Below are 21,722 nucleotides of genomic sequence, written 5' to 3' on the forward strand. Positions count from 1 at the left end.
GAAATGAAATAAGTAAAAAAATAAAAAACAGCTACGTTATGTAGCTGTTTTTTATAGATAGATTAGAATTTTTCACTTGGTTTTGGATCTATAGTTACTGAAGACTTAGTATCTAAACCAACTTGTAGGTAGTGAATGAAGAATCCCGTAGAAATTAGTAAAACGGCTGAAAAGCCTAGTACAGTCGTAATGAACATAATAAAAGCTCCTCTCTACTGAAATAATCTACAATAATATCTAAAGTAATTATACAATAGGTTGCTAGGAAAATCTAAGGAGAATTTATGACATCCATAAGATACCTAGTCTGGACTAAGATTAGTAGGTATAAAATACTTAAAATGCCTAGTTTTTATTACAAAGAACAGATTCTTTTTTACCTATCCGCAGTAATGTTATTTATATTCATTTACCTCAAGATTGATCGTAAAGTCATGCGTCAAGCTTTGATTTAGCTCATTCTTCAATAGCTCTCCAAACGACATTCTCTTTCTACCCTCCATACGAAAATAATAGGCAGCATTCTCTGTAGCAAGACAGTGAAATAGGTAATTCCGTACCTTTAGGTGGTGAAAAAAGTTTTTTGCCCAAGCATAAAGCCGAATCCATACGCAATTATGCCGAGGTATAATTGATTAAATAGAGGAAAAAAATAAATGATTCTTTAGAAGCACTTTAATTGTGAGAGTGAAAAAAAGTATCGTCTGACACATCAATAAACAGTTGTTTTACACTATTTTCTTATAAAATTTTAGTAATTATCTGAAGTGGTTTTTGATTGTCCGTCGAATAGCTTATATAGTGAAATTGATATTTTTAGGTATTTACTCCTTCTTTTACGACTCGTTCAGCAAATTTTAATAGTTTTGTGTTGAAGGTTAATAACAAATTCTTAAGTGATTTCAAATAAAGACAATTTAATGTATTATTCTTAATTCGATATAATCAAATATGGTCGGAAAGTGAATAAAAAGTATTTATTACATCGAAAAAAATGTGAAATACATTTATACTATATTAAAATTATGGAAAAAAAGACGAAATAAAGCTTAATAGGAGATTTGGAGGTTCTAGAATGGATATATCGTCGATTGTAGGGTTAATACTTGCGCTAGTAGCGCTATTAACAGGAATGGTGCTAAAGGGTGTAAGTTTAAGTGCGTTTTATAACCCAGCTGCCATTCTAATTATCATCTTCGGTACAATTTCCGCAGTAACAATTGCCTTCCCAATGAAGGAGTTAAAGCGTGTACCAAAGCTATTTAAAATTCTTTTTAAAGAAACAAAATTAGCGGATGATATTGAGATTATTAAGATGTTTTCACAATGGGCTGATTTAGCTCGCCGTGAAGGTCTACTAGCGCTTGAAAGTAAAGCTTCAGAAATAGAAGACCCATTTTTGAAAAACGGACTTACGTTAGCAATTGATGGTCAAAATGCGGATTATATTCGTGACGTCCTAACAGAAGAAGTCGAAGCAATGGAAGAACGTCATGCTAGTGGTTCTGCAATCTTTACACAAGCTGGTACATATGCCCCGACTTTAGGGGTACTCGGTGCGGTAGTAGGTTTAATCGCTGCGTTAGCAGATATGAATGACATAGAAAAGCTAGGACATGCTATTTCAGCTGCTTTTATGGCTACATTACTAGGTATTTTTACAGGTTATGTTTTATGGCATCCATTTGCGAATAAATTAAAACGTAAATCTGCTATCGAAGTTAAGCAAAAAAGAATGATGATTGAAGGCATCCTTTCTGTCTTAGAAGGGGAGGCGCCACGTGTTATCGAACAAAAATTATCTTCTTACTTAACAATGGAAGAACGTCGTCAAATTTCTGATGAAAGCGGGGCGGGCGGCCTTGGCAAAGAAAGCTAAGAAAAAAAAGCATGATGAGCATATCGATGAGTCTTGGTTAGTTCCGTATGCAGATATTTTAACGCTGCTATTAGCAGTATTTATCATATTATTTGCATCAAGTTCAGTAGACCAAGAAAAACTAGAGAGAATGTCAGCTGTGTTTAATCAAGTATTTGATGGTGGTACAGGCTTTTTAGAGCAGCCTGCACCGATAGAAAGTCCAAATGCAGAAAGTGACAAAACACCACAACAAGCGCAAAACTCCGCGTATTTAAAGGATCAGAAGGAGTTAGCTGAAATTAAAGATAACGTTGATAATTTTATCGCAGTTAATGAGATGGAAGGTCAATTTGCAACAGCGATGACTGATGAGGGTTTACTTGTAACAATTCGTGATAGTATTTTGTTTGATCCAGGGAAAGCAGAGATTAAACCAGAATATAATTCGATAGCTAAAGAACTTTCAGATGTATTAGTATCTAATCCACCGCGTAGTATTGTGATTACGGGCCATACGGATAATGTTCCAGCTGGTCCTAACTTCACTTCTAACTTACAACTCTCAGTATTGCGTGCAGTGAACTTCGCAGAAATTTTAATAAACAGTAACTCGGAGTTAAATCGTCGAAACTTTAGTGCACAAGGTTTCGGTGAGAACCGTGCCATTGCACCAAATGATTCTGCAGAAGGACGTTCTAAAAACCGTCGTGTAGAAGTCTTAATACAACCTCTTGTCACTGAGGATGGTACTGCTGCAAAAAAAGCAAAATAGAAAAAAGCTATTAGTAACAGGCTTTGATGCCTTATTGCTAATAGCTTTTTATTTACAAAATCCTATTTATTTGCGCAAAGCGCCTAATTCAGCAACGATAGCCTGCATTTCGCTCGGACTAAATGTATCACGCTTCATGACCATTTCGTATAAATAAACAAGATCTTCGTAATCAGCTTCATTGAAATTTTCCGATTTCATTGCATCGACATTCACCATACGAAGCTTTTCTTTCATTTGATCAACCATATAAATAACGTTCTCTTTTGACGGTACTGATAAATCCATTATTTAAACCTACCTTTCATCATCCTCGGAAATATCATTTCATTGAATAAAAAAAATGTCAACACTGATTTGGGCATTGCTTTAAAAATAGACTGTTATTGGGTAGAATAAGGGCAGTAAGAAGTTAAAGCCTCTGGACGGCAAGTATGTCGAGGCGTATTTAATTTATTATTCTAACACATTTAAAACAGGGGGTATTTAATATGGGACGAAGTAAATTATTAGCATCCATCGTAGTTGGTGCTGCAGTTGGTGCTGCGTTAAGCATGTTAGACCGTACAACGCGTGAAAAAACAATAGCTACAACGAAACAGATGAAAGAAGCAATCACGTATTATGCAGCCAATCGAGAGGAATTACAAGTGCTAGTTGAGGAAAAAGTATTGGCCGCAAAAGTGCTATGTGAAGGTGTGTCAGAAAATGTAAATTCGATTGCTGATAAAGTGGATGAATTTAAAGAATTACCTTCCACAATCGAAAGCATGATTAATGATACAAAAGCAGCCTTTGCTTTACCTGATAAAGAATAGTTGTTCGTACAGGAGGAAATTTGTATGAAAAAGAAAAAAGCATCGATACGTACAGCTGTTGGTGTGGTGAAATCATTTGTCTCACCAGACGAAGACACTGTAGATGTAATGACATCGAGAGGCTTTATGCAAGATTTAATTCTCCGCTTTCAACGAGTGGAAATATCAGCTCTTGCCGCAGAATTGGCTTATTTCTTTTTACTATCTTTTTTCCCGCTATTAATTTTTTTAGTTACATTACTACCGTATTTGAATTTAGAGACGACGCAAGTGTATTCCTTTCTGGTGAATGTTATGCCGGACGAGGTATATAGGCTTATTGAAAATACATTAAATGAAATTTTAACAAGTCGTAATAGTAGTCTATTATCCATCGGGGTGCTTGGAACAATTTGGTCTGCATCTAAAGGGATTAATGCGTTGATTAGAGCCTTGAATAAGGCCTACGATACAGAAAATAGGGGGAGTATATTAGAACGAGGGTTATCCCTTATTTTCACTATAGCATTTGTCGTTGTTTTTGCTGTCGCACTACTTTTACCGGTTTTTGGGCAACAAGTGGGGCATTTCTTATTTTCGATTGTTGGCATTGAGGAGCAATTTGAAATTATCTGGCATAGAATGCGCTGGTGGATACCACCTTTACTTATTTTTATCGTATTAATAGGGGTCTATAGATTTATTCCGAATACAAATCCACGTTTGAAATTAATGAGTGTTTGGCCGGGTGCATTGTTTTCGACTTTGGGCTGGCTGGCAGTTACGTTCGCTTTCTCCTTTTATATTAATAATTTTGCGAATTATTCCGCTACATATGGCAGTATTGGGGGCGTAGTTATTTTAATGCTTTGGCTATATTTCACGGGGATTATTGTGATTTCTGGTGGCGTTTTAAATGCGACGATGCAGAAAAAAACATTGCAAAAAGAACTTGTGATGCAGGAGACTTTAACAAATAGTTAGAAATATTAAAAAGGACAGCCTCGAAATCACGTTTTGTGATACGAGGCTGTTTGTTTTAGACGTTTTTATTCAGCATACGTAAGCCGTTTAAAATAACTAAAATGGTGCTACCTTCATGACCGATTACACCTAGGGGTAAATCGACGACTTGTAAAAAGTTTGAGGTAATTAATAAAACGATAACGCCGATTGAGAAGAAGATGTTTTGTTTGACGATCCGTTGCATTTTGCGTGATAAGCGTACGGCATAGGCAATTTTTGATAAGTCATTTTTCATTAAAACGACATCAGCTGTTTCTAAAGCAACATCTGTTCCTTCTCCCATAGCGATTCCGGTAGTGGCGGTTGCTAATGCGGGTGCATCATTAATGCCGTCACCGACCATGCCCACAAATTTATGTTCAGAAAGAAGTCGTTTCATCTCAGTCACTTTTGTTTCAGGGAGACACTCTGCGACGTATTCTGTCACACCTGCTTCCTTGGCAATTACCTTTGCTGTCTTCTCATTGTCGCCCGTTAGCATGACAACATTAATACCTAGTTCTTTTAGTAATGAAACTGCTTTTTTTGCTTCGTTTCGCACGGTATCCTTTAAGGCTGCCAATGCAACGATGCCATCTTTGTCACGAATGAAAATAACCGTTTTTCCTTCTGAAGCGAGTTTTTCTGCTACGCCATTTGCAAATTTATTTGCCTCATCTACACCAACAAAATCTGGTTTACCAACAAGGTACTCGACCTCATTAACGTAACCTTTAATACCCCAACCTGGAATATCTTTAATAGTGGTCTGAGGAAATTGTATGATCCCTTCTTTTCTTGCGAATAAAGTAATTGCTTGAGCAAGTGGATGGTTCGATTGAGCTTCAATACCCGCAAGGATGGACATTGTATTTTTACGGTCTGATCCTTCGCGAACAATGAAATCAGTAACGGTTGGTTTACCTTGTGTTAAAGTGCCTGTTTTATCTACTGCAAGTGCACGCAATGCACCTAGGTGCTCTAAGTGTAAGCCTCCTTTGAATAGCACACCATGTTTTGCACCATTTGAAATGGCAGCAAGTGTTGCTGGCATAATAGATGCAACAAGTGCGCACGGAGAAGCAACTACTAGGAGTACCATTGCTCGATAGAATGTTGTCGTCCAGTCCCAACCTAGTACAAAGTGAGGTAGAAACATCATGAGGGCAACGGCAAGTAGCACGAATTTCACATAAGTACCTTCGAATTTTTCTATAAACTGTTGTGATGGAGATTTTTCACTCTGAGCACTTTGTACAAGTTGAATAATTTTTTGGAATAGTGTTTCAGAATTTGGTTTTGTCATTTCCATTGTAATGGCACCATTTAAGTTCACTGTTCCTGCAAATAACTCGTCGCCTTCCTGTTTTGCTACTGGAAGTGGTTCGCCGCTAATTGCAGATTCATCGATAGAAGACTGCCCTTTAAAGATTACACCGTCTGCCGGTACACGTTCACCGGGCTTAATAAGTAGGTGATCACCAATTTGTAGAGTTGATACAGCAACTTTCATTGGTTCAAAACCACCACGAACAAGCCATGCCTCTTCGGGTTGTAAATTCATGAGTGCAGAAATTTCACGGTGACTTTTGTTCATTGCGTATGTTTCAAGAGCACCACTCACAGCAAAGATGAAGATTAGAATAGCACCCTCCGTCCAATAACCTATTGCTGCTGAACCAAGCGCGGCTAATACCATCAATAGTTCAACGTTAAGCGCCTTATTCTCAATGGTTTCTTCAATACCTTCTTTTGCTTTAGCAAATCCACCAACGCAAAATGCAATAATATATAAAAGAATAGAAGCTGTTGTTTGCTCGCTAGTATCTAAACGCCATGCAAGCAAAATAAACAAACCTGCTATAAGGGCGGCGATTAATTCAGCATGTTCTTTTGTTTTCTCAATTAAACTAATGTTTTCTCGATTAGTATACTCCATTTTTATCCCTCCTGATAATGAAAATCAATATCAAAATCTATATAAATCAATGATTATAAACTTTTTCTAATTGAAAATAGATTTCAATTAACTTCTTTCTAATTTAGAATTATTATAACAAAGGAATTTGGAAAAAGAAAGTGTGAAATTAGAAAGGACTTTAACTTTTTTCAGCAGGCCTAAGCACGAAGTCGATTTTAAACGCAATTATGCCGAGGTATAATTGATAGAAAGTGGAATATAAGTGGAATTAGATGGAGTTTGGGGTGATTGTGAGGCTTTTTGAAATGTTTTTGAACAAATGAAAAGCACAGATATTCATAGGAATATTCTGTGCTTTTCAAATTTGTGTAGTAAAAATGGCTTAACTTCTGAAAGAAATTGCTTCTTTATTAGAATACTCGTTCTGAGTGAAGAGCAAGTTTTTCTAGAGATGATTTATCTACATCTGCGTGTAGTGAGTTACCGTGAGAGTCCATTGTTACAACAGCTGTGAACTTCTCAACGTTTAAGTGCCACATCGCTTCTGGAATACCGAATTCCATTAGGTCAACACCGTCAACACCTTTAATGCAGTCTGCGTAGTATTGTGCAGCACCACCGATTGCATTTAAGTAAACGCCACCGTGTTCTTCTAATGCAGCAAGTGTTTTTGGTCCCATACCGCCTTTACCGATTACAGCGCGGATACCGAATTTTTTCATGATGTCACCTTGATATGGCTCCTCACGAATAGAAGTAGTTGGACCAGCTGCTTTTACTGTCCAGTTACCTTCTTCGTCTTTTGCCATTACAGGGCCACAGTGATAAATAACTTGTCCATTAAGATCAACTGGAGCATCGTGGCTCATTAAATGATGGTGAATTGCGTCACGGCCTGTATACATACGACCAGTGATTGATACAACGTCACCAACTTTTAGAGAGCGAATTTGTTCTTCAGAAATAGGAGCAGTAAGTTCCACTACATCTGTAGTAGTATCTTCTGTTGTTGCTGCAACTTCATCTTCTTTAAATGTAATTTTTTCGCCTTCTTGATAATGCCAGTTAATAATTTCGCCAGTTTGAGGATTGATGTCCACAGCCATACGACGGTATGCCCAGCAGTTATAAGCTACTGATACGTAGAATGAAGCAGGGATACGGTGCATAACACCAATTTTACAACCAAGTAATGTTGCTTCACCACCGAAGCCCATTGTACCGATTCCAAATGTATTAGCAGTTTTCACTACATACTCTTCTAACTTAGCAAGTTCAGCATTTGGATTTGTATCTTCCACATGACGGAATAATTGTTCTTTCGCTAAGTCGTAACCAGAAGAGCGGTCGCCACCGATACCTACACCGATGAAACCAGCTGAACAGCCTTGACCTTGCGCTTGGTATACTGAGTGAAGGATACATTTACGGATACCATCTAAATCACGACCAGCGCGGCCAAGACCTTCAACCTCACAAGGTAGGCTATACTGAATGTTTTTATTTTCACAGCCGCCACCTTTAAGGATTAATTTAATTGTGATATAGTCTTTTTCCCATTGTTCGAATTTCATAACAGGTAGACCGTCACCTAGGTTATTACCGCTGTTAGCACCTGTTAATGAATCAACCGCATTTGGACGCAATTTTGCATCTGCAGAAGTATCGACAATAGCTTTTTTAATAGCTGCTTTAATTTCTAATTGGTTTACACCAATAGGAGTATAGATTTTGAATGTTGGTAGACCAGTATCTTGACAGATTGGCGATACATTATCTTCTGCCATAATAATATTATTTGAGATTGTGTCTAAGCTCATTGCCGCACGAGTACCTGAATTCTCAGCTTCTTTAGCTTTCTTAATAGCACGACGTACGTCTTTTGGTAGATCCGTAGACGTTTCAGTAATTAAATCATAAAGACTTTTCTCCAAAGTTTGGATATTCATTTAGTATTGCCCCCCATAAAAATTTGATTATTCCCACGTAATATTATACTCTTTTCAACTAATGAAAAAAAGAGTTCAACTCATTGTGGTCGGAATTAAAGGCCTATTCTCAAAAAGAGGAAATATAAATGTGAAATTATGTTAATCAATTTATTGTTAAGGTTGTAATAAGATAATTGCAGCAGGGTAATAAATAATATCTTAAGAGGAATATAGTAGGAATCGAAGTCGTTTTCCCGAGAAGCAGATGGATTTAAGAACTGGTAAGATAAAACTTCCGAGAAGCACTTGATTTATGGACTTATTTGATTATACCTACCGCTGAACGGAAGTTTCTTGCCTTATTCATAAGCTATCGATTCATCATAATTAAGATTGTTAAAACGGAACGTTTGTTCTATAATTAATGTGAATTTACTTTAGGAGGTAATAGAATGAAGTTACTTAATTTACCTGAAGCATTTGAACAAAATAGGACTGTAATAGAGGATACGATACAGCCGACTGTATTGATTGAAACGGAAGTACGAAAAACTTCTTTATTTGAAAGTAAGTTTGCTGGCGATCCGTATTTTCCACTGTCAATGGAGTATCCGAAAAGTCCAGAAGGGCAACCATTAAAATTACTAGCTCAAATTAATTTTGCAGATGTTCCGAAGTATTTACCAAACTTCCCTAAAGAGGGAATCTTGCAGTTTTATATTGATGGCTACGATGATGTACTTGGGATGGATTTTGACAATGGTCAAAATCATGAGGGCTTCCGCGTTGTTTTTCACGAACATATTGTTAGTGATGAGTCACAGTTAGTACAAGATTTCTCGTTTGTTGAAGCGAACGAAGAAGAATTATACTTTCCTGTGGAAAAAGAGATGGCATTGTCCTTTGGAACAGGCTATGAACCATTATCAGCAAATGACTTTAGAAGTGAAAAAACATATGCGAAGATCCTTGTTGCTATAGAAGACGATGATCAATTAGTAGACTCATTTTATGAAACATTAAATAGTACAGGTCATAAAATCGGGGGATACCCATTCTTTACTCAAGAAGATCCAAGAGCTTATGGTGACTATACAGATTCAACAATTTTGTTGCTTCAAATTGACAGTGTAGGTGATCATATTCTGTGGGGGGATGTCGGGGTCGGCAACTTTTTCATCACAGAGGATGAACTAAAACGTAAAGATTTTAGTAAAGTTCTATATAATTGGGATTGCTATTAATTTAAATAAAAAGCAAGTGGATGCGTTTCCACTTGCTTTTTATCAGTTATTGTTCACGAGCATTAAATTGCTCCATTTTGTCCTCTAAATCATCCATCATTTGAATTAAACGATCAATATCCTCTAATTCAGTTGTTTCAGGATCGATGGCATCTAAAACTTCTAAAAACATTTCAAGACGCTCTTTTAAGTAATTCATTTGCTGTTTTTTATCAGTGATTGGATTTGACATACGTACACCTCATTTCGTCCCCTCCATCTTAGCTGATTCGGGACTAAATTTCAATGTTTAGGTAAACACCTAGGACTTAGCGATTATTTTAAAAAAATAATAGACGGAATATTTACAATATTGAGGGCGTGTGTTAAATTAATATTAAGAAAAAGCAAAGGAGCTGATTTAAAAAATCTAAAAAGACTCTAACTCGAAAAGGAGGGAGTTTAAACAAGTACTCGGCCAATATAAAAGCCGAAATTCGTGTTTATACAATTAAATGGAGATAAGTGTTAGTTAGGCCTTAGCGTAAAATCACATGTGGTGAGCGCTAAGGCTTTTTTGTATGCTGTTCTTTGGAATAATGATTGGATGTTGGAGGAAAAGATGACGTACTTCTCAGATTACAGCAAAAAAAGATTTGCCGTTCTAGTGTTGATTGTATCTATTTCAGGCTTTTCACAAGGGATGCTTTTACCGTTAATTTCAATTATTTTCGAACGTGATGGGGTATCCTCCGCGTTGAACGGATTGAATGCAACAGGTCTATACATAGGAACTTTATTAATCTCACCATTTATCGAGCAGCCATTACGAAAATGGGGCTATAAACCGATTATATTAATTGGCGGTGCATTTGTGTTTGTTTCACTGCTAATATTTCCTTTATGGAAAAGTGTGACTTTTTGGTTTGTCCTACGCTTACTCATTGGAGTAGGAGACCATGCATTACACTTTGCGACACAAACGTGGATTACAAGCACCACAGATCATAAAAGCTTAGGAAAGGGTATGGCCATTTACGGCCTGTCCTTTAGTACAGGTTTCGCAGTTGGACCTTTAATGGTGAAACTTATACAAGTTGCAGAAGCATTACCGTTTATTGTGTCCTCTGCTATGTGTTTATTTGCATGGGCTTTTGTATTCCTTTTACATAATGAAAAACCAGAGCGTTTAACGGGAGACTTACATGCAAGAGGCTGGCATCGTTATAAAATAGCCATTGCATTTGGATGGATTGCATTTTTAGGGCCATTCACTTATGGATTTTTAGAATCTGCTTTAAATGCTTTGTTCCCGGTCTATGCTTTACGTAAAGATTTTGACGTCAATATGATTCCTATTATGTTATCAGTCTTTACATTTGGCGGAATATTAACGCAGGTGCCGCTTGGTGCAGTAGCGGATAAAATAGGACGACGTTATGTCCTGATGATTGGGTCATTTGGAGGGGCTATTATTTTTGGGATTGCCAGTTTTTTAGAGTATTCTCAAATGGCAGTAGCCGTAGCATTTTTCTTTACAGGTACATTAGTCGGTTCGATGTTTTCATTAGGTATTACTTATATGGCAGACCTAACACCAAAAGAGCTTCTACCAACAGGAAATCTGCTTTGTGGCATTGCCCTTAGTATCGGTAGCTTAACAGGGCCATTTTTAGGCGGCATTTATTTAGAATATGTAAATTATAGCTTCCTTTTATTAGTGGCGATGCTTTTGCTAATTATAGCTATTATTTTGTTAGTATTTGGACGAAATAAAAATAAGCGAATAGTGTCGATGTAATGTCTTTTTGAAATCATCCTTGAAGCGGAAAGAAGAGAGTCAGTCAAATAGTTCGGGTAGAGGAAGTAACAGCTCGAGTAAATTGCTAGCTTGGAAGCTTTTGCGCTATGTATAATTTTGGGCAAAATAAAAGAGCGGGGCTCATCTTCCCGCTCATAAAACAAAAAACGCCCAGCAAATCCGTGCTGTTATGGCGTTCTTTGCGTGACAAGGATGTTCCGTCCAAGTCACATAGGTTTGGCACCTAGAATGATATTATACAGACAAGCAAACATAAAATCAAATAAAATTTGCTGACAAGTAATATTTGGACTTTGATGTCTATCGCTATATAATAGAAGAACTTTAACTTAGATGACTAATCCATGCAGCCAGAGCTGTCCATTACATAGTAAAATAAAATACAAAACGGGCGTCTCTTAATTTTAGGAGACGTTTGTTTTGCTTTTATAAGAACTCATTTTTTAGGGTGCATCGAATTAGTATATAAAATGGACGATTTTAAAACGAAAAGGACGCCTAGCGTATACCTCAAGACGTCCTTCTTCACATTATTTATTTTTCAACACGAGCTTCGCAACGCATTCCACCTGTGCCGTCTGTGCAAACATATCCACTGGCTGGATATACTCTACATCATAAAACTTCGATAATTCATTTAAATCCTTCGCTAATGTTGACGGATTACAAGACGTATAGACAAAGCGCTTCGGTTTTAGCTTCAACACCGTGCGGATAAACTCTGGTGCTAGACCTGTGCGTGGTGGATCCACTGTAATAACATCTGGTGTAAATCCTTCCTTGCGCCAGTTTGCTAAAACACTTTCTGCTGTCCCGACTGCGTATTTTGTATGCTTGAAGCCATGGTTACGTGCATTTTTACGTGCATCCTGAATGCTTTCTGGAATAACATCCATCCCACGAACTTCTTTTGCTTTGTCAGCTAGCCATAAACCGATTGTTCCAACACCGCAGTAAGCATCAACAACTGTTTCTCTGCCTGTTAATGCTGCTGCTTTTTTGATTTCATCATAGAGATGAACAGTCTGTGTTGGATTCAGTTGGAAAAAGGCACGAGCTGATAAATCAAAGGCTAATTCACCAAGCTCCTCGTGAATCGTTTCCTTACCGTCGAGGACAATCGTTTCGTCGCCAAAGATTAACGATGTTTTCTCACGATTAATATTTTGAGCGATCGACACGATGCTTGGGTCGGTTTTTTTAATACGTGCAATGAGCTCGGCTAGATGTGGAATTTCCTTACGTGTTGTGACAAGCACGACTTGTGTTTCACCTGTACGAATCCCTGTACGAACAACAATCGTACGCACTAAGCCATCAAGCGTACGACCATCGTAAATAGTAATATTCAGTTTTTGTAAAATTTTACGTGTTGCCACCGTGATTTTTGATGTAACCGGATGTTGCACTAGGCAATCATTGATGTTCAGTAACTTGTTGCTACCTTCTGCAAATAGCCCTGCATAGACACGCTTACCCTCTTTACGTACTTGATATTGACTTTTGTTTCGGTAATTCCATGGATTATCCATCCCTAGAGTTTTACGAACTTCGACTGAATTAGCTAATGGTTTAGCATAACGTTCTAATGCTTGAACGACGATATCACGCTTTTCAATCAGCTGTTTTTCATATGTCATATGTTGAAGCTGACAGCCGCCGCATTCGTTGTAAACTGGGCATGGTGCTTCCTGGCGATGTTTTGAAGCTTTGCGAATCGTTATTATTTCTGCTTCAGCAAAATTTCGCTGTGTTTTAGTCACTTGTGCTGTAATTTCTTCACCAGGAATGGCACCCTTTACAAATACGACATTACGCTTATAAAAGCCTACGCCTTCACCATTAATACCTAGTCTTTTTATTATTAGAGGAAATTTTTGTCCTACTTCCATTATTGTTTGTTGCGTCAAGCTTTCCACGTCCCTGTTCTTTTAATATCATCTCCCCATTATAACTAAGGAGTAGACGATTGCAAAGCGACAGGGAAATCTTCATGTTCTAAAACTAAGTCGTTAAGGGATAAAAATGTATAACCTTGTTTTTTCGCTTCAGCAATAAACCTAGGAAGAGCTTCAGCGTTATCCTGCGCAACAGTATGCATTAATATTACGGCACCAGGATGAAGCTGTTCCATTAATGCGTTATACGCATAATCTGCGCCACGTCGTACATCCCTTTCCCAATCCTTAAAGGCAACAGACCAGAAAATATGACGATAGCCTTCAGCATTGCCTATTTCTAATAATTTCGCATTAAATGTACCTTCAGGCGGGCGAGCATATGTTGTACGTTCAATACCTGTCAATTCACGTAGTTTATCGTCAAGCTTTTTCCATTCTGTACGCATACCATCGGGAGTTAGTCTCGCCATATTTGGGTGACCATATGAATGGTTGCCGATCATATGGCCATCTTTAACCATGCGTTTCACTAAATCAGGGGCACTTTCTAAATAATGACCAGTTAAAAAGAAGGTAGCTGGTGCGTTTTCTTTCTTCAACGTATCCAAAATGCTTTCCGTAAACCCATTTTCATATCCGTTATCAAAGGTTAAATAAGCAACTTTATTATCAGGCTTTCCTTTATAAATGGCACCATATTTCTCAACTATCTGATCAAGCTGTGCCCCAGCTTCAGCTGGTTCACCGTTTTTCGCTCGTTTAATGCCCCAGTTGTATTCATCAGAGCCGGAGGCCGAAAATGGATTAAAGCTAATTGCCGCGGCAATAATAAAAGTAGCAATTACCGATCCCACTATATGCTGTTTCCACATAAAAACGCATCCTTTCTTTTTTATTAGAATGTGTTATTTTTTTAAAAATTATCCTACTTGATTTCATTAAAAAAGTTCCTTTTAAATAGGGAAATTTAACTTTTTTAGCGGGAGTCTCCCACTTCTATAGGAAGAGAGGTGATTACTCGCGGAAGAGAAGCGAATACCCGCGGAAGAGAAGCGAATACTCGCGGAAGAGAAGTGAATACCCGCGGAAGAGAAGCGAATACCCGCTAACCGAGAAAGTACCTAAAAAGCAATACTCACGAAAAATGTTATAATGGTTATAGTGAGGTGTTACGAATGCGTGTTATTACGAAGATTGCACGTCAAAAAAACAATCCAGAACGTTATAATATATATTTGAACGAAGAATACGCTTTTCCTGTAGATGAGGCAATTCTCATTCAATTTGGGTTAACGAAGGGCAAAATGCTTGAGGAATTTGATATTCAGGAAATTGCCTATGAGGATGAGATTCGAAAAGCTTTTAATAAAGGGTTAAATTTTTTATCTTATCAAATGCGCAGTGAGCATGAGGTTAAGAAAAAGCTGCTCTCGTTAGAATTTGGGGAAGCGGTTATTTTAGAGGCTATACAAAAGCTTAAATCGTATGGCTTTTTAAATGATGAGACTTACTCCAAGGCGTTGCTCGATACGAAAAAGGCTACGATGAAAAAAGGACCCAAAGCAATTAGGCAAGACCTTATGAAAAAAGGGATTGATAAAAGCTTACAGGATGAGGTATTGGCTACATATAGTCATGGGGAACAGGTAAAGCTTGCGACACAATTGGCTGAAAAGATCATTCGATCGGAAAAAAAGAAAACGCCAACACAAATAAAAGTTAAAATTCAAGATTTTTTAATGAGAAAAGGTTATTCTTTTAGTGTTGTAGATGAGGTGCTTAGTCAAATAGAGATTGAGCAAGAGGAAGATGAATGGCAACAGCTACTTGATGTGCAAGGGGAAAAAGTTTGGAAAAAGTATTCATCGAAGTATACTGGTTTTGAATTAAAAATGAAAATAAAGCAGGCGCTCTATCAAAAGGGTTTTCCTATAGAAGTTATAGATCGTTTTATAGAAGAGAAGGAGAATGAGGAATGAACGAAAAAAATTATGCTGCGATGTCAGAGCATGAATTACGTGAAGAAATAGCTAGGATAAAGGAAAAAGCACGTAAAGCGGAACAGCTAGGCATCATTAATGAATTCGCAGTATACGAGCGCAAGGCTTTAATGGCTGCAGCTTATTTAGTGGATTTAGATACAATAATTCCTGGAGAAATGTATCGTATTGACGGTTCTGAAAATGAATTTTTCCAAGTGGATTATTTAAAAGGACGTTTCGCATGGGGCCATCGCTTAGGGGGCGAAAAATACCAAGAGGCATTACCTGTTTCAATGCTATCACCTGTAAAGGTGGGCAAATAAATGGATGAAAAAATTGAAAAGCTAACAGCTGAGTTGCTTGCAAAAAATCCAGAAATGTCAGTAGGGCGTGCACGAGTATGGATCGAGCTTTTATGGAGTGATTTTGAATCGACTTCTGCGAAAGCTGGTTACGCTTATCGCGGTACGGAATACACTGAAAATTTGGTGCGTCAATTAATTGCCAGCTATGGCGATAAACTGCATGCATTTGCGGGACGTAATCCCAAGTACGCACATTTACTTGATGCTAGTGATGATATGGTACAATAACAAAACCCTGGCCAAATTATGGCCAGGGTTTACTGATGTTTAATTACTTGCGCCAACTTGTAATTTTTTCTGGAGTTTATCTTCTGTAAAAATCCAGCCTGTGTATGAAGTGATAATCTCATTGTCCTCGTTTAAATGAGCGACAGCTACGAAAGGATAGCGATTATCACTACGGTAACGCAGATCAATTAATCTAACTTCTGTTAAGCCATTATCGAGTTCTGAAATTTCCCAACGATACAATGGTGAGAATGACACGAATGCAGCGAGATTGGGATCTTTCAATGCTATTTCAATAAGAGGCGTTTTCGGTAAAGGTTTTATTTCGAATTTATCGTAAATATTAACAGCTCGCCCATAAGCACGGCCAACATAATAATGCGTTTTAGATTTTGCTGCAATTCGCCAGTGGAAGAACCGCATTGTAGGGGCTACAATAACATACTCTTCATCCTGAATGGTATTATGCACAGCTTTCTTTACAGCCTTTTGGACTGCGAATCGTAAAATGTAGTAAACGATAATAATGAGATACATGATACTAAATGTCCAAACAGGATTAACACCAAATGCCCAAAGCAAAATGCCGATGCAATGTAGGGTGAAAATAATAGGATCAAATGTATTAATGACACCAAGTGCAACCCATCTTCTAGAAAACGGTCGAAGTGCTTGTGTACCATAAGCATTGAAAATATCAACAAAGACGTGAAGTGCTACAGCTAAAAATGTCCAAAGCCATAAATGAAACACATTTGCGTCTTGAATAAGAAGTGCTAAAACCGCTGTAATTAAGATGGGCCAAATAGCTACTGCTGGTAGTGAATGTGTAATTCCACGATGATGTCGAATATAAATTGCGTTGTTGCGCAGTTTTAAAACTGTATCGACATCAGGTGCCTGCGAGCCAATAATTGTACCTGCCATTACTGCGGTAAAGGTCATCGAATGACTTGCTACAACGGGATCAGCTAACGCAAGACCACCGAGGGCTATACCCATAACGAAATGTGTGCCTGAATCCAAAAATATCCACTCCTTGTATGCATCTAAATAGAGTACAATTTGCATACATGTATATTTCAATAATCCGTAATACTTATTAAGACTGTCGTGTTAAATCTTGAAGCTAGAAAATAATGGCGCTTTTTGTCGTTTTATACAGATGGTCTTTTTTTAATTGTATACTCTTTTTACTATAAATAAAATCGTAAAAACACTGGAGGTCACTGTGAATTATCCATATGTAACAGAATTTCGACAATCTTTAGTCGAATGGTTTAATGTTGAGAAACGTGATTTACCTTGGAGGCATACGACGGACCCTTATAAAATCTGGGTATCGGAAGTGATGCTACAGCAAACACGTGTCGACACAGTTATTCCTTATTACAATCGTTTCATGGAAAGTTTTCCAACATTAGAATTACTCGCGGAAGCTCCACAAGAATACTTATTAAAGCATTGGGAAGGCCTCGGCTATTATTCCCGTGCACGTAACTTACAAGCGGGTGTTCGTGAGGTATTAGAAAACTACGGTGGGGTAGTACCCGATAATCGCCATGAGATTTCAAAATTAAAAGGCGTAGGTCCGTATACTGCTGGAGCTATTTTAAGTATTGCCTATAATAAGCCCGAACATGCAGTGGATGGGAATGTTATGCGTGTTTTAAGTCGTGTGCTTACTATTCATGATGATATAGCCGTTCCAAAGACTAAAAAGATATTTGAAGAGGCTGTTGAAGAACTAATTGATCCTAAAAATGCATCGTCCTTCAATCAAGGCTTAATGGAGCTGGGTGCACTTATTTGTACGCCAACTTCACCAAAGTGTTTATTATGTCCAGTTCGGGAATACTGTACTGCTTTTAATGAAGGCGAGCCTGAAAAATTACCTATCAAATCTAAAAAAATAAAGATGAAGCATCTCACATACGATGTGCTTGTATGTCAAGATGACAAAGGGCGAATTTTATTAGAGCAGCGTCCAGCAGAGGGTTTACTAGCTGATCTATGGCAGTTCCCAATGCTAGAGCATGGTAAAGATTCAATAGATACTTTTATTAATGATTATGCTATGAATGTTCAATCGCAACAGGATTTGCTGACATTTAAACATATTTTTTCACATTTAACATGGCATATAAATAGCTATTTTATGAAATGTAATTCAGCAGAAAAGGGCGAATGGCTGACTCGTGAACAAATAGAATTGTTACCAATGTCCGTTCCAATGCTAAAAATTTGGCAGGAAATAAAGGATTAATCTAGAAAATTATTTATATAAAATTTTTAGGCATAAAAGCATTCACCTCGGTACACAATAATGAGCGTGGAGGTGAATGAAAATGAAAAAGCAAAACAACCAGAATTTCCAACCGAATAAAAACATGCAACGTCAAAGTCAAGAATTTGGTTATGAAACAGACGTTAATGAAGTGCAAAAGCAAAATGCTAAAGCAGAGCAGAAAAAAGCTCAAGCTTCAGGTAACTTCAATAAAACTAACCAAGATCTTGGTGAATAACACTTTGTAATTGCATTTACCTCTGAGGAGCTGTCTAAAATCGAAAAGATTAAAAAAGGCAGCTCCTTTTGAATTTTTTTATAGCAAGATAGAAAACGGTTCAGGTGATAAGGAACTGCTCGGGTAGCTGATAAAACCATGCTCCGATACATGAATTTAAACAAAAAATTCCAATTAGGTTAGTGTTATGATAGCTTTAAATTAACGAAATTTAGTACAAATTTAAAAGAGCGCAGGGAAATTTGTGGTTTTCTAACTACACCTTTCGCCTACACATTGCTATAATATACTAGAGACTGCTAGATTTAGGTAGCATAGACGAAAAGGTGGGCTTCAAAGATGGCAATACCGGTAGAAGGAGAAACGATACAAATACATAGTTATAAACACAATGGCCGTATCCACCGTGTTTGGCAAGAAACAACGGTTTTAAAAGGAACAAAAAATATCATTATCGGTGCGAATGAGCGGACACTTGTGACAGAATCCGATGGTCGAACGTGGCTAACGAGAGAGCCTTCTATTTGTTATTTCCATGCGGAGTACTGGTTTAATATCATTTGCATGCTACGTGAAGATGGTGTGTATTATTATTGTAATCTAAGCTCACCATTTGTTTTCGATAATAATGCCATTAAATATATTGACTATGATTTAGATATTAAAGTTTTCCCAGATCTGTCTTATTCACTCTTAGATGAGGATGAATATGAGCTGCATCGTAAGGAAATGTCTTATCCAGATGTCATAGATAAAATTTTAAAGCGCAATGTCGATAAATTAATTAGCTGGATTCAACAAAAAAGAGGACCCTTTGCACCTGATTTTATCGATGCCTGGACAAGTCGATATAAGTTTCAGCTCGATATGCAAGCAGATGATTGTTAGTAACACCTATTAGTTTTACTAATAGGTGTTTTTTTATCGGAAAAATAAGTAATTCTCTACCAGTGTTTTTGTTATAGTAATATTGTAAAGTATTACAAATATTTGGAGGGAAACTATGAATACAGGTTATATTATAGGTACATTATTTTTTTTGACTGGTAGTTTTATGTTGTTCATGCACAGACTTGTAGCTGAGGCGGTCCGATATTTGGGTCACTTTGTGAATGATTCTATACATATGAATAAGGAATTATACGTACCTTCTTTCGGGTTCATACTAGTAGGTTTAATCTTTATATTACTAGAATTTGTATATAAAAGATTAAAGGAAAAAATGTAAAAAGGAATGTTACATAAGCTGTTTGTAAAATAGTTCGTGACAAAGCTAAATTAACTGTATTTAAAACAAAATATTGCTATAATACGTTTGGGCATTCATTTTGTGGATGTCTGTTTCTTTTTATGTACGAAGTGATACAAGGAGTTCCCCTTGCATTTGCTAAAGGTTTTTTGATAAGGATGTGATAATGAATTGGGTAGTATAAAGCGTTATATGAGATTTGTAAAACCATATACATGGGAAATAATTTTAACGATTTTAATTGGTATAGTGAAATTTGCAATTCCGTTATTTATTCCATTACTCATAAAAATTGTGTTAGATGATATTATTGCTGCAGATCATTTAACGGATGCAGAGAAGACTAAAGAACTGTTTTATTGGTTAGGTGGCACGATCATTGTATTCTTTATTATTCGACCACCGATTGAGTATTACCGTCAATATTTTGCTCAAAATGTCAGTAACAAAGTGCTTTTCGATATTCGAAAACAAATATATGCACATTTACAGCGACTAAGTTTAAGATATTATGCCAATACAAGAGCTGGCGACGTGATTTCAAGAGTGATTAATGATGTGGAACAAACAAAAAACTTTATTATGACAGGCTTGATGAACGTTTGGCTGGACCTTGCGACAATTGTTATTGCAATCGGTATTATGTTTGCTATGGATGTAAAGTTAACGCTAGTAGCATTGATTGCGTTCCCATTCTATGCGTTTAGCGTAAAGTTCTTCTTTGGCAAGCTTCGGTCTTTAACACGTAAACGTTCACAAGCACTAGCTGGAGTGCAAAGCTATTTACATGAACGTGTAGCTGGAATGAGTATTATTAAAAGCTTTACGCTCGAAAAACATGAGCAAAAATTATTCGATGAAGCAAATGGAGAATTTTTAGAGAAAGCGCTGGATCATACGAGATGGAATGCTAAATCGTTTGCAGTGGTGAATACAATCACGGATGTAGCACCACTCCTAGTCATTGCTTATGCAGGCTATCAGGTTATTAATGGATCTCTTTCAATCGGGACGATGGTTGCCTTTATTGCCTATATCGAACGACTTTATGGTCCACTTCGTCGCCTTGTAAGTTCATCAACAATGTTAACACAGTCCATTGCATCAATGGATCGAATGTTTGAATTAATAGATGAACCTTATGAAATAAAAAACAAGGCTAATGCGTTAGAGCTACCTCGGGTAAAAGGTGAAGTTCGTTTTGACAATGTGAACTTTCAATACGAAGAAGAGGGCTCACAAATTTTAAACAATATCAATTTTACAATTAAACCTGGCGAGACAGTTGCGTTTGTAGGAATGAGTGGTGGAGGAAAATCAACGATCATTAGTTTAATTCCTCGTTTTTATGACACAACGAGTGGCACCGTATGTATTGATGACTATAATGTGCGTGACGTATCTCTACATTCTTTACGCTCACAAATTGGAATAGTCCTACAAGATAATATTTTGTTTAGTGATTCCGTAAAAGAAAATATTTTAATGGGTAAGCCAGATGCTTCTGATGAAGAGGTTATTGCTGCGGCAAAAGCAGCCAATGCACATGATTTTATTATGAGCTTACCAGATGGTTATGACACAAAGGTCGGGGAGCGCGGTGTGAAGTTATCAGGTGGACAAAAGCAGCGGGTAGCGATCGCTCGTGTGTTTTTAAAAAATCCTCCTATTTTAATACTGGATGAAGCAACCTCTGCATTGGATTTAGAAAGTGAGGCACTTATTCAAGAATCATTGGATGTACTTGCACATGAACGTACGACAATAATAATTGCTCACCGACTATCTACGATTACACATGCAGATAAAATTATTGTTATAGATCATGGACAATTAATTGAAAGTGGTACGCACGAGCAATTAATGCAAAAAGAGGGCACCTACTTTAGTTTATTCCAGGTGCAACATTTAGATTGATACACCACGTTATAATAGAAAAAATCTATAACATGGGATTAATTTCCGTGACCTATGGTTTTTAGCAAAAATATCATCCCAATATTTTATTAATGAGTCAATAATTTAAAAATAGCCTTCCGTTTAAGTGAACTGCTCCCCAATTATTAGACACTCAATCTAACAATTGGAGGTGCAGTTTTTGTATGGTTAAATTTAAAGAAAAAGTGAAATTAGAAGCTGT

At 37.1% G+C, this 21,722-nt stretch carries 22 protein-coding genes; 14 read left to right on the forward strand and 8 right to left on the reverse strand.

Going from position 1 to position 21,722, the window contains the following annotated elements:
* Window positions 1-62: 62 nt before the first annotated feature.
* Window positions 63-197, reverse strand: a complete 135-nt coding sequence (locus B1B04_RS26475; protein ID WP_276207769.1) for a hypothetical protein — start codon at window positions 195-197, stop codon at window positions 63-65.
* Window positions 198-1,075: 878 nt separating this feature from the next.
* On the opposite strand from B1B04_RS26475, the gene motA reads away from it, so the two are divergent.
* Both motA and motB read left to right on the forward strand, forming a co-directional pair.
* On the forward strand, window positions 1,076-1,879 hold the full coding sequence (motA, locus tag B1B04_RS17620; protein ID WP_079562711.1) for a flagellar motor stator protein MotA: 804 nt from the start codon (window positions 1,076-1,078) through the stop codon (window positions 1,877-1,879).
* Window positions 1,863-2,633 (forward strand): flagellar motor protein MotB, encoded by a 771-nt coding sequence (motB, locus tag B1B04_RS17625; protein ID WP_079562712.1) that lies wholly within the window; start codon window positions 1,863-1,865, stop codon window positions 2,631-2,633. Before motA ends, motB begins: the two co-directional genes overlap by 17 nt.
* Before the next feature lie 66 nt (window positions 2,634-2,699).
* Here motB and B1B04_RS17630 read toward each other — a convergent pair whose 3' ends face one another.
* Window positions 2,700-2,921 carry a DUF1128 domain-containing protein gene (locus tag B1B04_RS17630; RefSeq protein ID WP_079562713.1) on the reverse strand — a complete coding sequence of 74 codons (222 nt, stop codon included), beginning with the start codon at window positions 2,919-2,921 and terminating at the stop codon, window positions 2,700-2,702.
* A gap of 203 nt (window positions 2,922-3,124) precedes the next feature.
* Here B1B04_RS17630 and B1B04_RS17635 point away from each other — a divergent pair, with 203 nt between their 5' ends.
* Entirely contained in the window at window positions 3,125-3,451 is a 327-nt protein-coding gene (locus B1B04_RS17635; RefSeq protein WP_079562714.1) for a hypothetical protein, read from the forward strand.
* 24 nt (window positions 3,452-3,475) lie between these two features.
* The gene (locus B1B04_RS17640; RefSeq protein ID WP_079562715.1) at window positions 3,476-4,414 is read left to right on the forward strand and encodes a YihY/virulence factor BrkB family protein; all 939 of its coding nucleotides are present in this window, start codon (window positions 3,476-3,478) and stop codon (window positions 4,412-4,414) included.
* A gap of 55 nt (window positions 4,415-4,469) precedes the next feature.
* On the opposite strand, the gene B1B04_RS17645 is transcribed toward B1B04_RS17640, so the two are convergent.
* Both B1B04_RS17645 and B1B04_RS17650 read right to left on the reverse strand, forming a co-directional pair.
* Window positions 4,470-6,374: a heavy metal translocating P-type ATPase gene (locus B1B04_RS17645; protein ID WP_079562716.1), complete on the reverse strand. Its 1,905-nt coding sequence runs from the start codon at window positions 6,372-6,374 to the stop codon at window positions 4,470-4,472.
* Between the two features lie 392 nt (window positions 6,375-6,766).
* Window positions 6,767-8,305 (reverse strand): fumarate hydratase, encoded by a 1,539-nt coding sequence (locus B1B04_RS17650; protein WP_079562717.1) that lies wholly within the window; start codon window positions 8,303-8,305, stop codon window positions 6,767-6,769.
* 434 nt (window positions 8,306-8,739) lie between these two features.
* On the opposite strand from B1B04_RS17650, the gene B1B04_RS17655 reads away from it, so the two are divergent.
* Window positions 8,740-9,531: a YwqG family protein gene (locus B1B04_RS17655; RefSeq protein WP_079562718.1), complete on the forward strand. Its 792-nt coding sequence runs from the start codon at window positions 8,740-8,742 to the stop codon at window positions 9,529-9,531.
* A 46-nt stretch (window positions 9,532-9,577) separates the two neighbouring features.
* Here B1B04_RS17655 and B1B04_RS17660 read toward each other — a convergent pair whose 3' ends face one another.
* Window positions 9,578-9,763 carry an SE1561 family protein gene (locus B1B04_RS17660; protein ID WP_049668848.1) on the reverse strand — a complete coding sequence of 62 codons (186 nt, stop codon included), beginning with the start codon at window positions 9,761-9,763 and terminating at the stop codon, window positions 9,578-9,580.
* A 369-nt stretch (window positions 9,764-10,132) separates the two neighbouring features.
* On the opposite strand from B1B04_RS17660, the gene B1B04_RS17665 reads away from it, so the two are divergent.
* Entirely contained in the window at window positions 10,133-11,311 is a 1,179-nt protein-coding gene (locus tag B1B04_RS17665; RefSeq protein ID WP_079562719.1) for an MFS transporter, read from the forward strand.
* A 551-nt stretch (window positions 11,312-11,862) separates the two neighbouring features.
* Here the strand turns inward: B1B04_RS17665 and rlmD are convergent.
* Window positions 11,863-13,242, reverse strand: coding sequence for a 23S rRNA (uracil(1939)-C(5))-methyltransferase RlmD (gene rlmD / locus B1B04_RS17670; RefSeq protein WP_079562733.1), 1,380 nt, complete (start codon window positions 13,240-13,242; stop codon window positions 11,863-11,865).
* Between the two features lie 44 nt (window positions 13,243-13,286).
* Window positions 13,287-14,105, reverse strand: a complete 819-nt coding sequence (locus B1B04_RS17675; RefSeq protein ID WP_079562720.1) for a polysaccharide deacetylase family protein — start codon at window positions 14,103-14,105, stop codon at window positions 13,287-13,289.
* Between the two features lie 303 nt (window positions 14,106-14,408).
* Between B1B04_RS17675 and recX the strand changes: the two genes are divergently transcribed.
* Genes recX through B1B04_RS17690 form a run of 3 tightly spaced genes read left to right on the forward strand, consistent with a single transcriptional unit; the run spans window position 14,409 to window position 15,808 of the window.
* Window positions 14,409-15,212 (forward strand): recombination regulator RecX, encoded by an 804-nt coding sequence (gene recX / locus B1B04_RS17680; protein WP_079562721.1) that lies wholly within the window; start codon window positions 14,409-14,411, stop codon window positions 15,210-15,212.
* On the forward strand, window positions 15,209-15,538 hold the full coding sequence (locus B1B04_RS17685) for a YfhH family protein (RefSeq protein WP_079562722.1): 330 nt from the start codon (window positions 15,209-15,211) through the stop codon (window positions 15,536-15,538). Before recX ends, B1B04_RS17685 begins: the two co-directional genes overlap by 4 nt.
* Complete coding sequence (locus tag B1B04_RS17690; protein ID WP_079562723.1) at window positions 15,539-15,808, forward strand: YfhJ family protein; 270 nt, start codon at window positions 15,539-15,541, stop codon at window positions 15,806-15,808.
* A 39-nt stretch (window positions 15,809-15,847) separates the two neighbouring features.
* Here B1B04_RS17690 and B1B04_RS17695 read toward each other — a convergent pair whose 3' ends face one another.
* Complete coding sequence (locus tag B1B04_RS17695) at window positions 15,848-16,834, reverse strand: metal-dependent hydrolase (protein ID WP_079562724.1); 987 nt, start codon at window positions 16,832-16,834, stop codon at window positions 15,848-15,850.
* A 205-nt stretch (window positions 16,835-17,039) separates the two neighbouring features.
* Between B1B04_RS17695 and mutY the strand changes: the two genes are divergently transcribed.
* The 5 genes from mutY (at window position 17,040) to B1B04_RS17720 (ending at window position 21,499) form a co-directional block, all read left to right on the forward strand.
* The gene (gene mutY / locus B1B04_RS17700; RefSeq protein ID WP_079562725.1) at window positions 17,040-18,074 is read left to right on the forward strand and encodes an A/G-specific adenine glycosylase; all 1,035 of its coding nucleotides are present in this window, start codon (window positions 17,040-17,042) and stop codon (window positions 18,072-18,074) included.
* A gap of 82 nt (window positions 18,075-18,156) precedes the next feature.
* Window positions 18,157-18,333 (forward strand): gamma-type small acid-soluble spore protein, encoded by a 177-nt coding sequence (locus B1B04_RS17705; protein WP_079562726.1) that lies wholly within the window; start codon window positions 18,157-18,159, stop codon window positions 18,331-18,333.
* 339 nt (window positions 18,334-18,672) lie between these two features.
* Window positions 18,673-19,221, forward strand: a complete 549-nt coding sequence (gene ntdP, locus B1B04_RS17710; RefSeq protein WP_079562727.1) for a nucleoside tri-diphosphate phosphatase — start codon at window positions 18,673-18,675, stop codon at window positions 19,219-19,221.
* Between the two features lie 115 nt (window positions 19,222-19,336).
* The gene (locus tag B1B04_RS17715; protein WP_079562728.1) at window positions 19,337-19,561 is read left to right on the forward strand and encodes a hypothetical protein; all 225 of its coding nucleotides are present in this window, start codon (window positions 19,337-19,339) and stop codon (window positions 19,559-19,561) included.
* A 192-nt stretch (window positions 19,562-19,753) separates the two neighbouring features.
* A complete protein-coding gene (locus tag B1B04_RS17720) occupies window positions 19,754-21,499 on the forward strand; it encodes an ABC transporter ATP-binding protein (RefSeq protein ID WP_079562729.1) in 1,746 nt (581 codons plus the stop codon).
* Window positions 21,500-21,722 lie beyond the last annotated feature (223 nt).

The sequence above is a fragment of the Lysinibacillus sp. KCTC 33748 genome (genome assembly GCF_002237755.1).
In the GTDB taxonomy this organism is placed as follows: Bacteria; Bacillota; Bacilli; order Bacillales_A; family Planococcaceae; genus Lysinibacillus.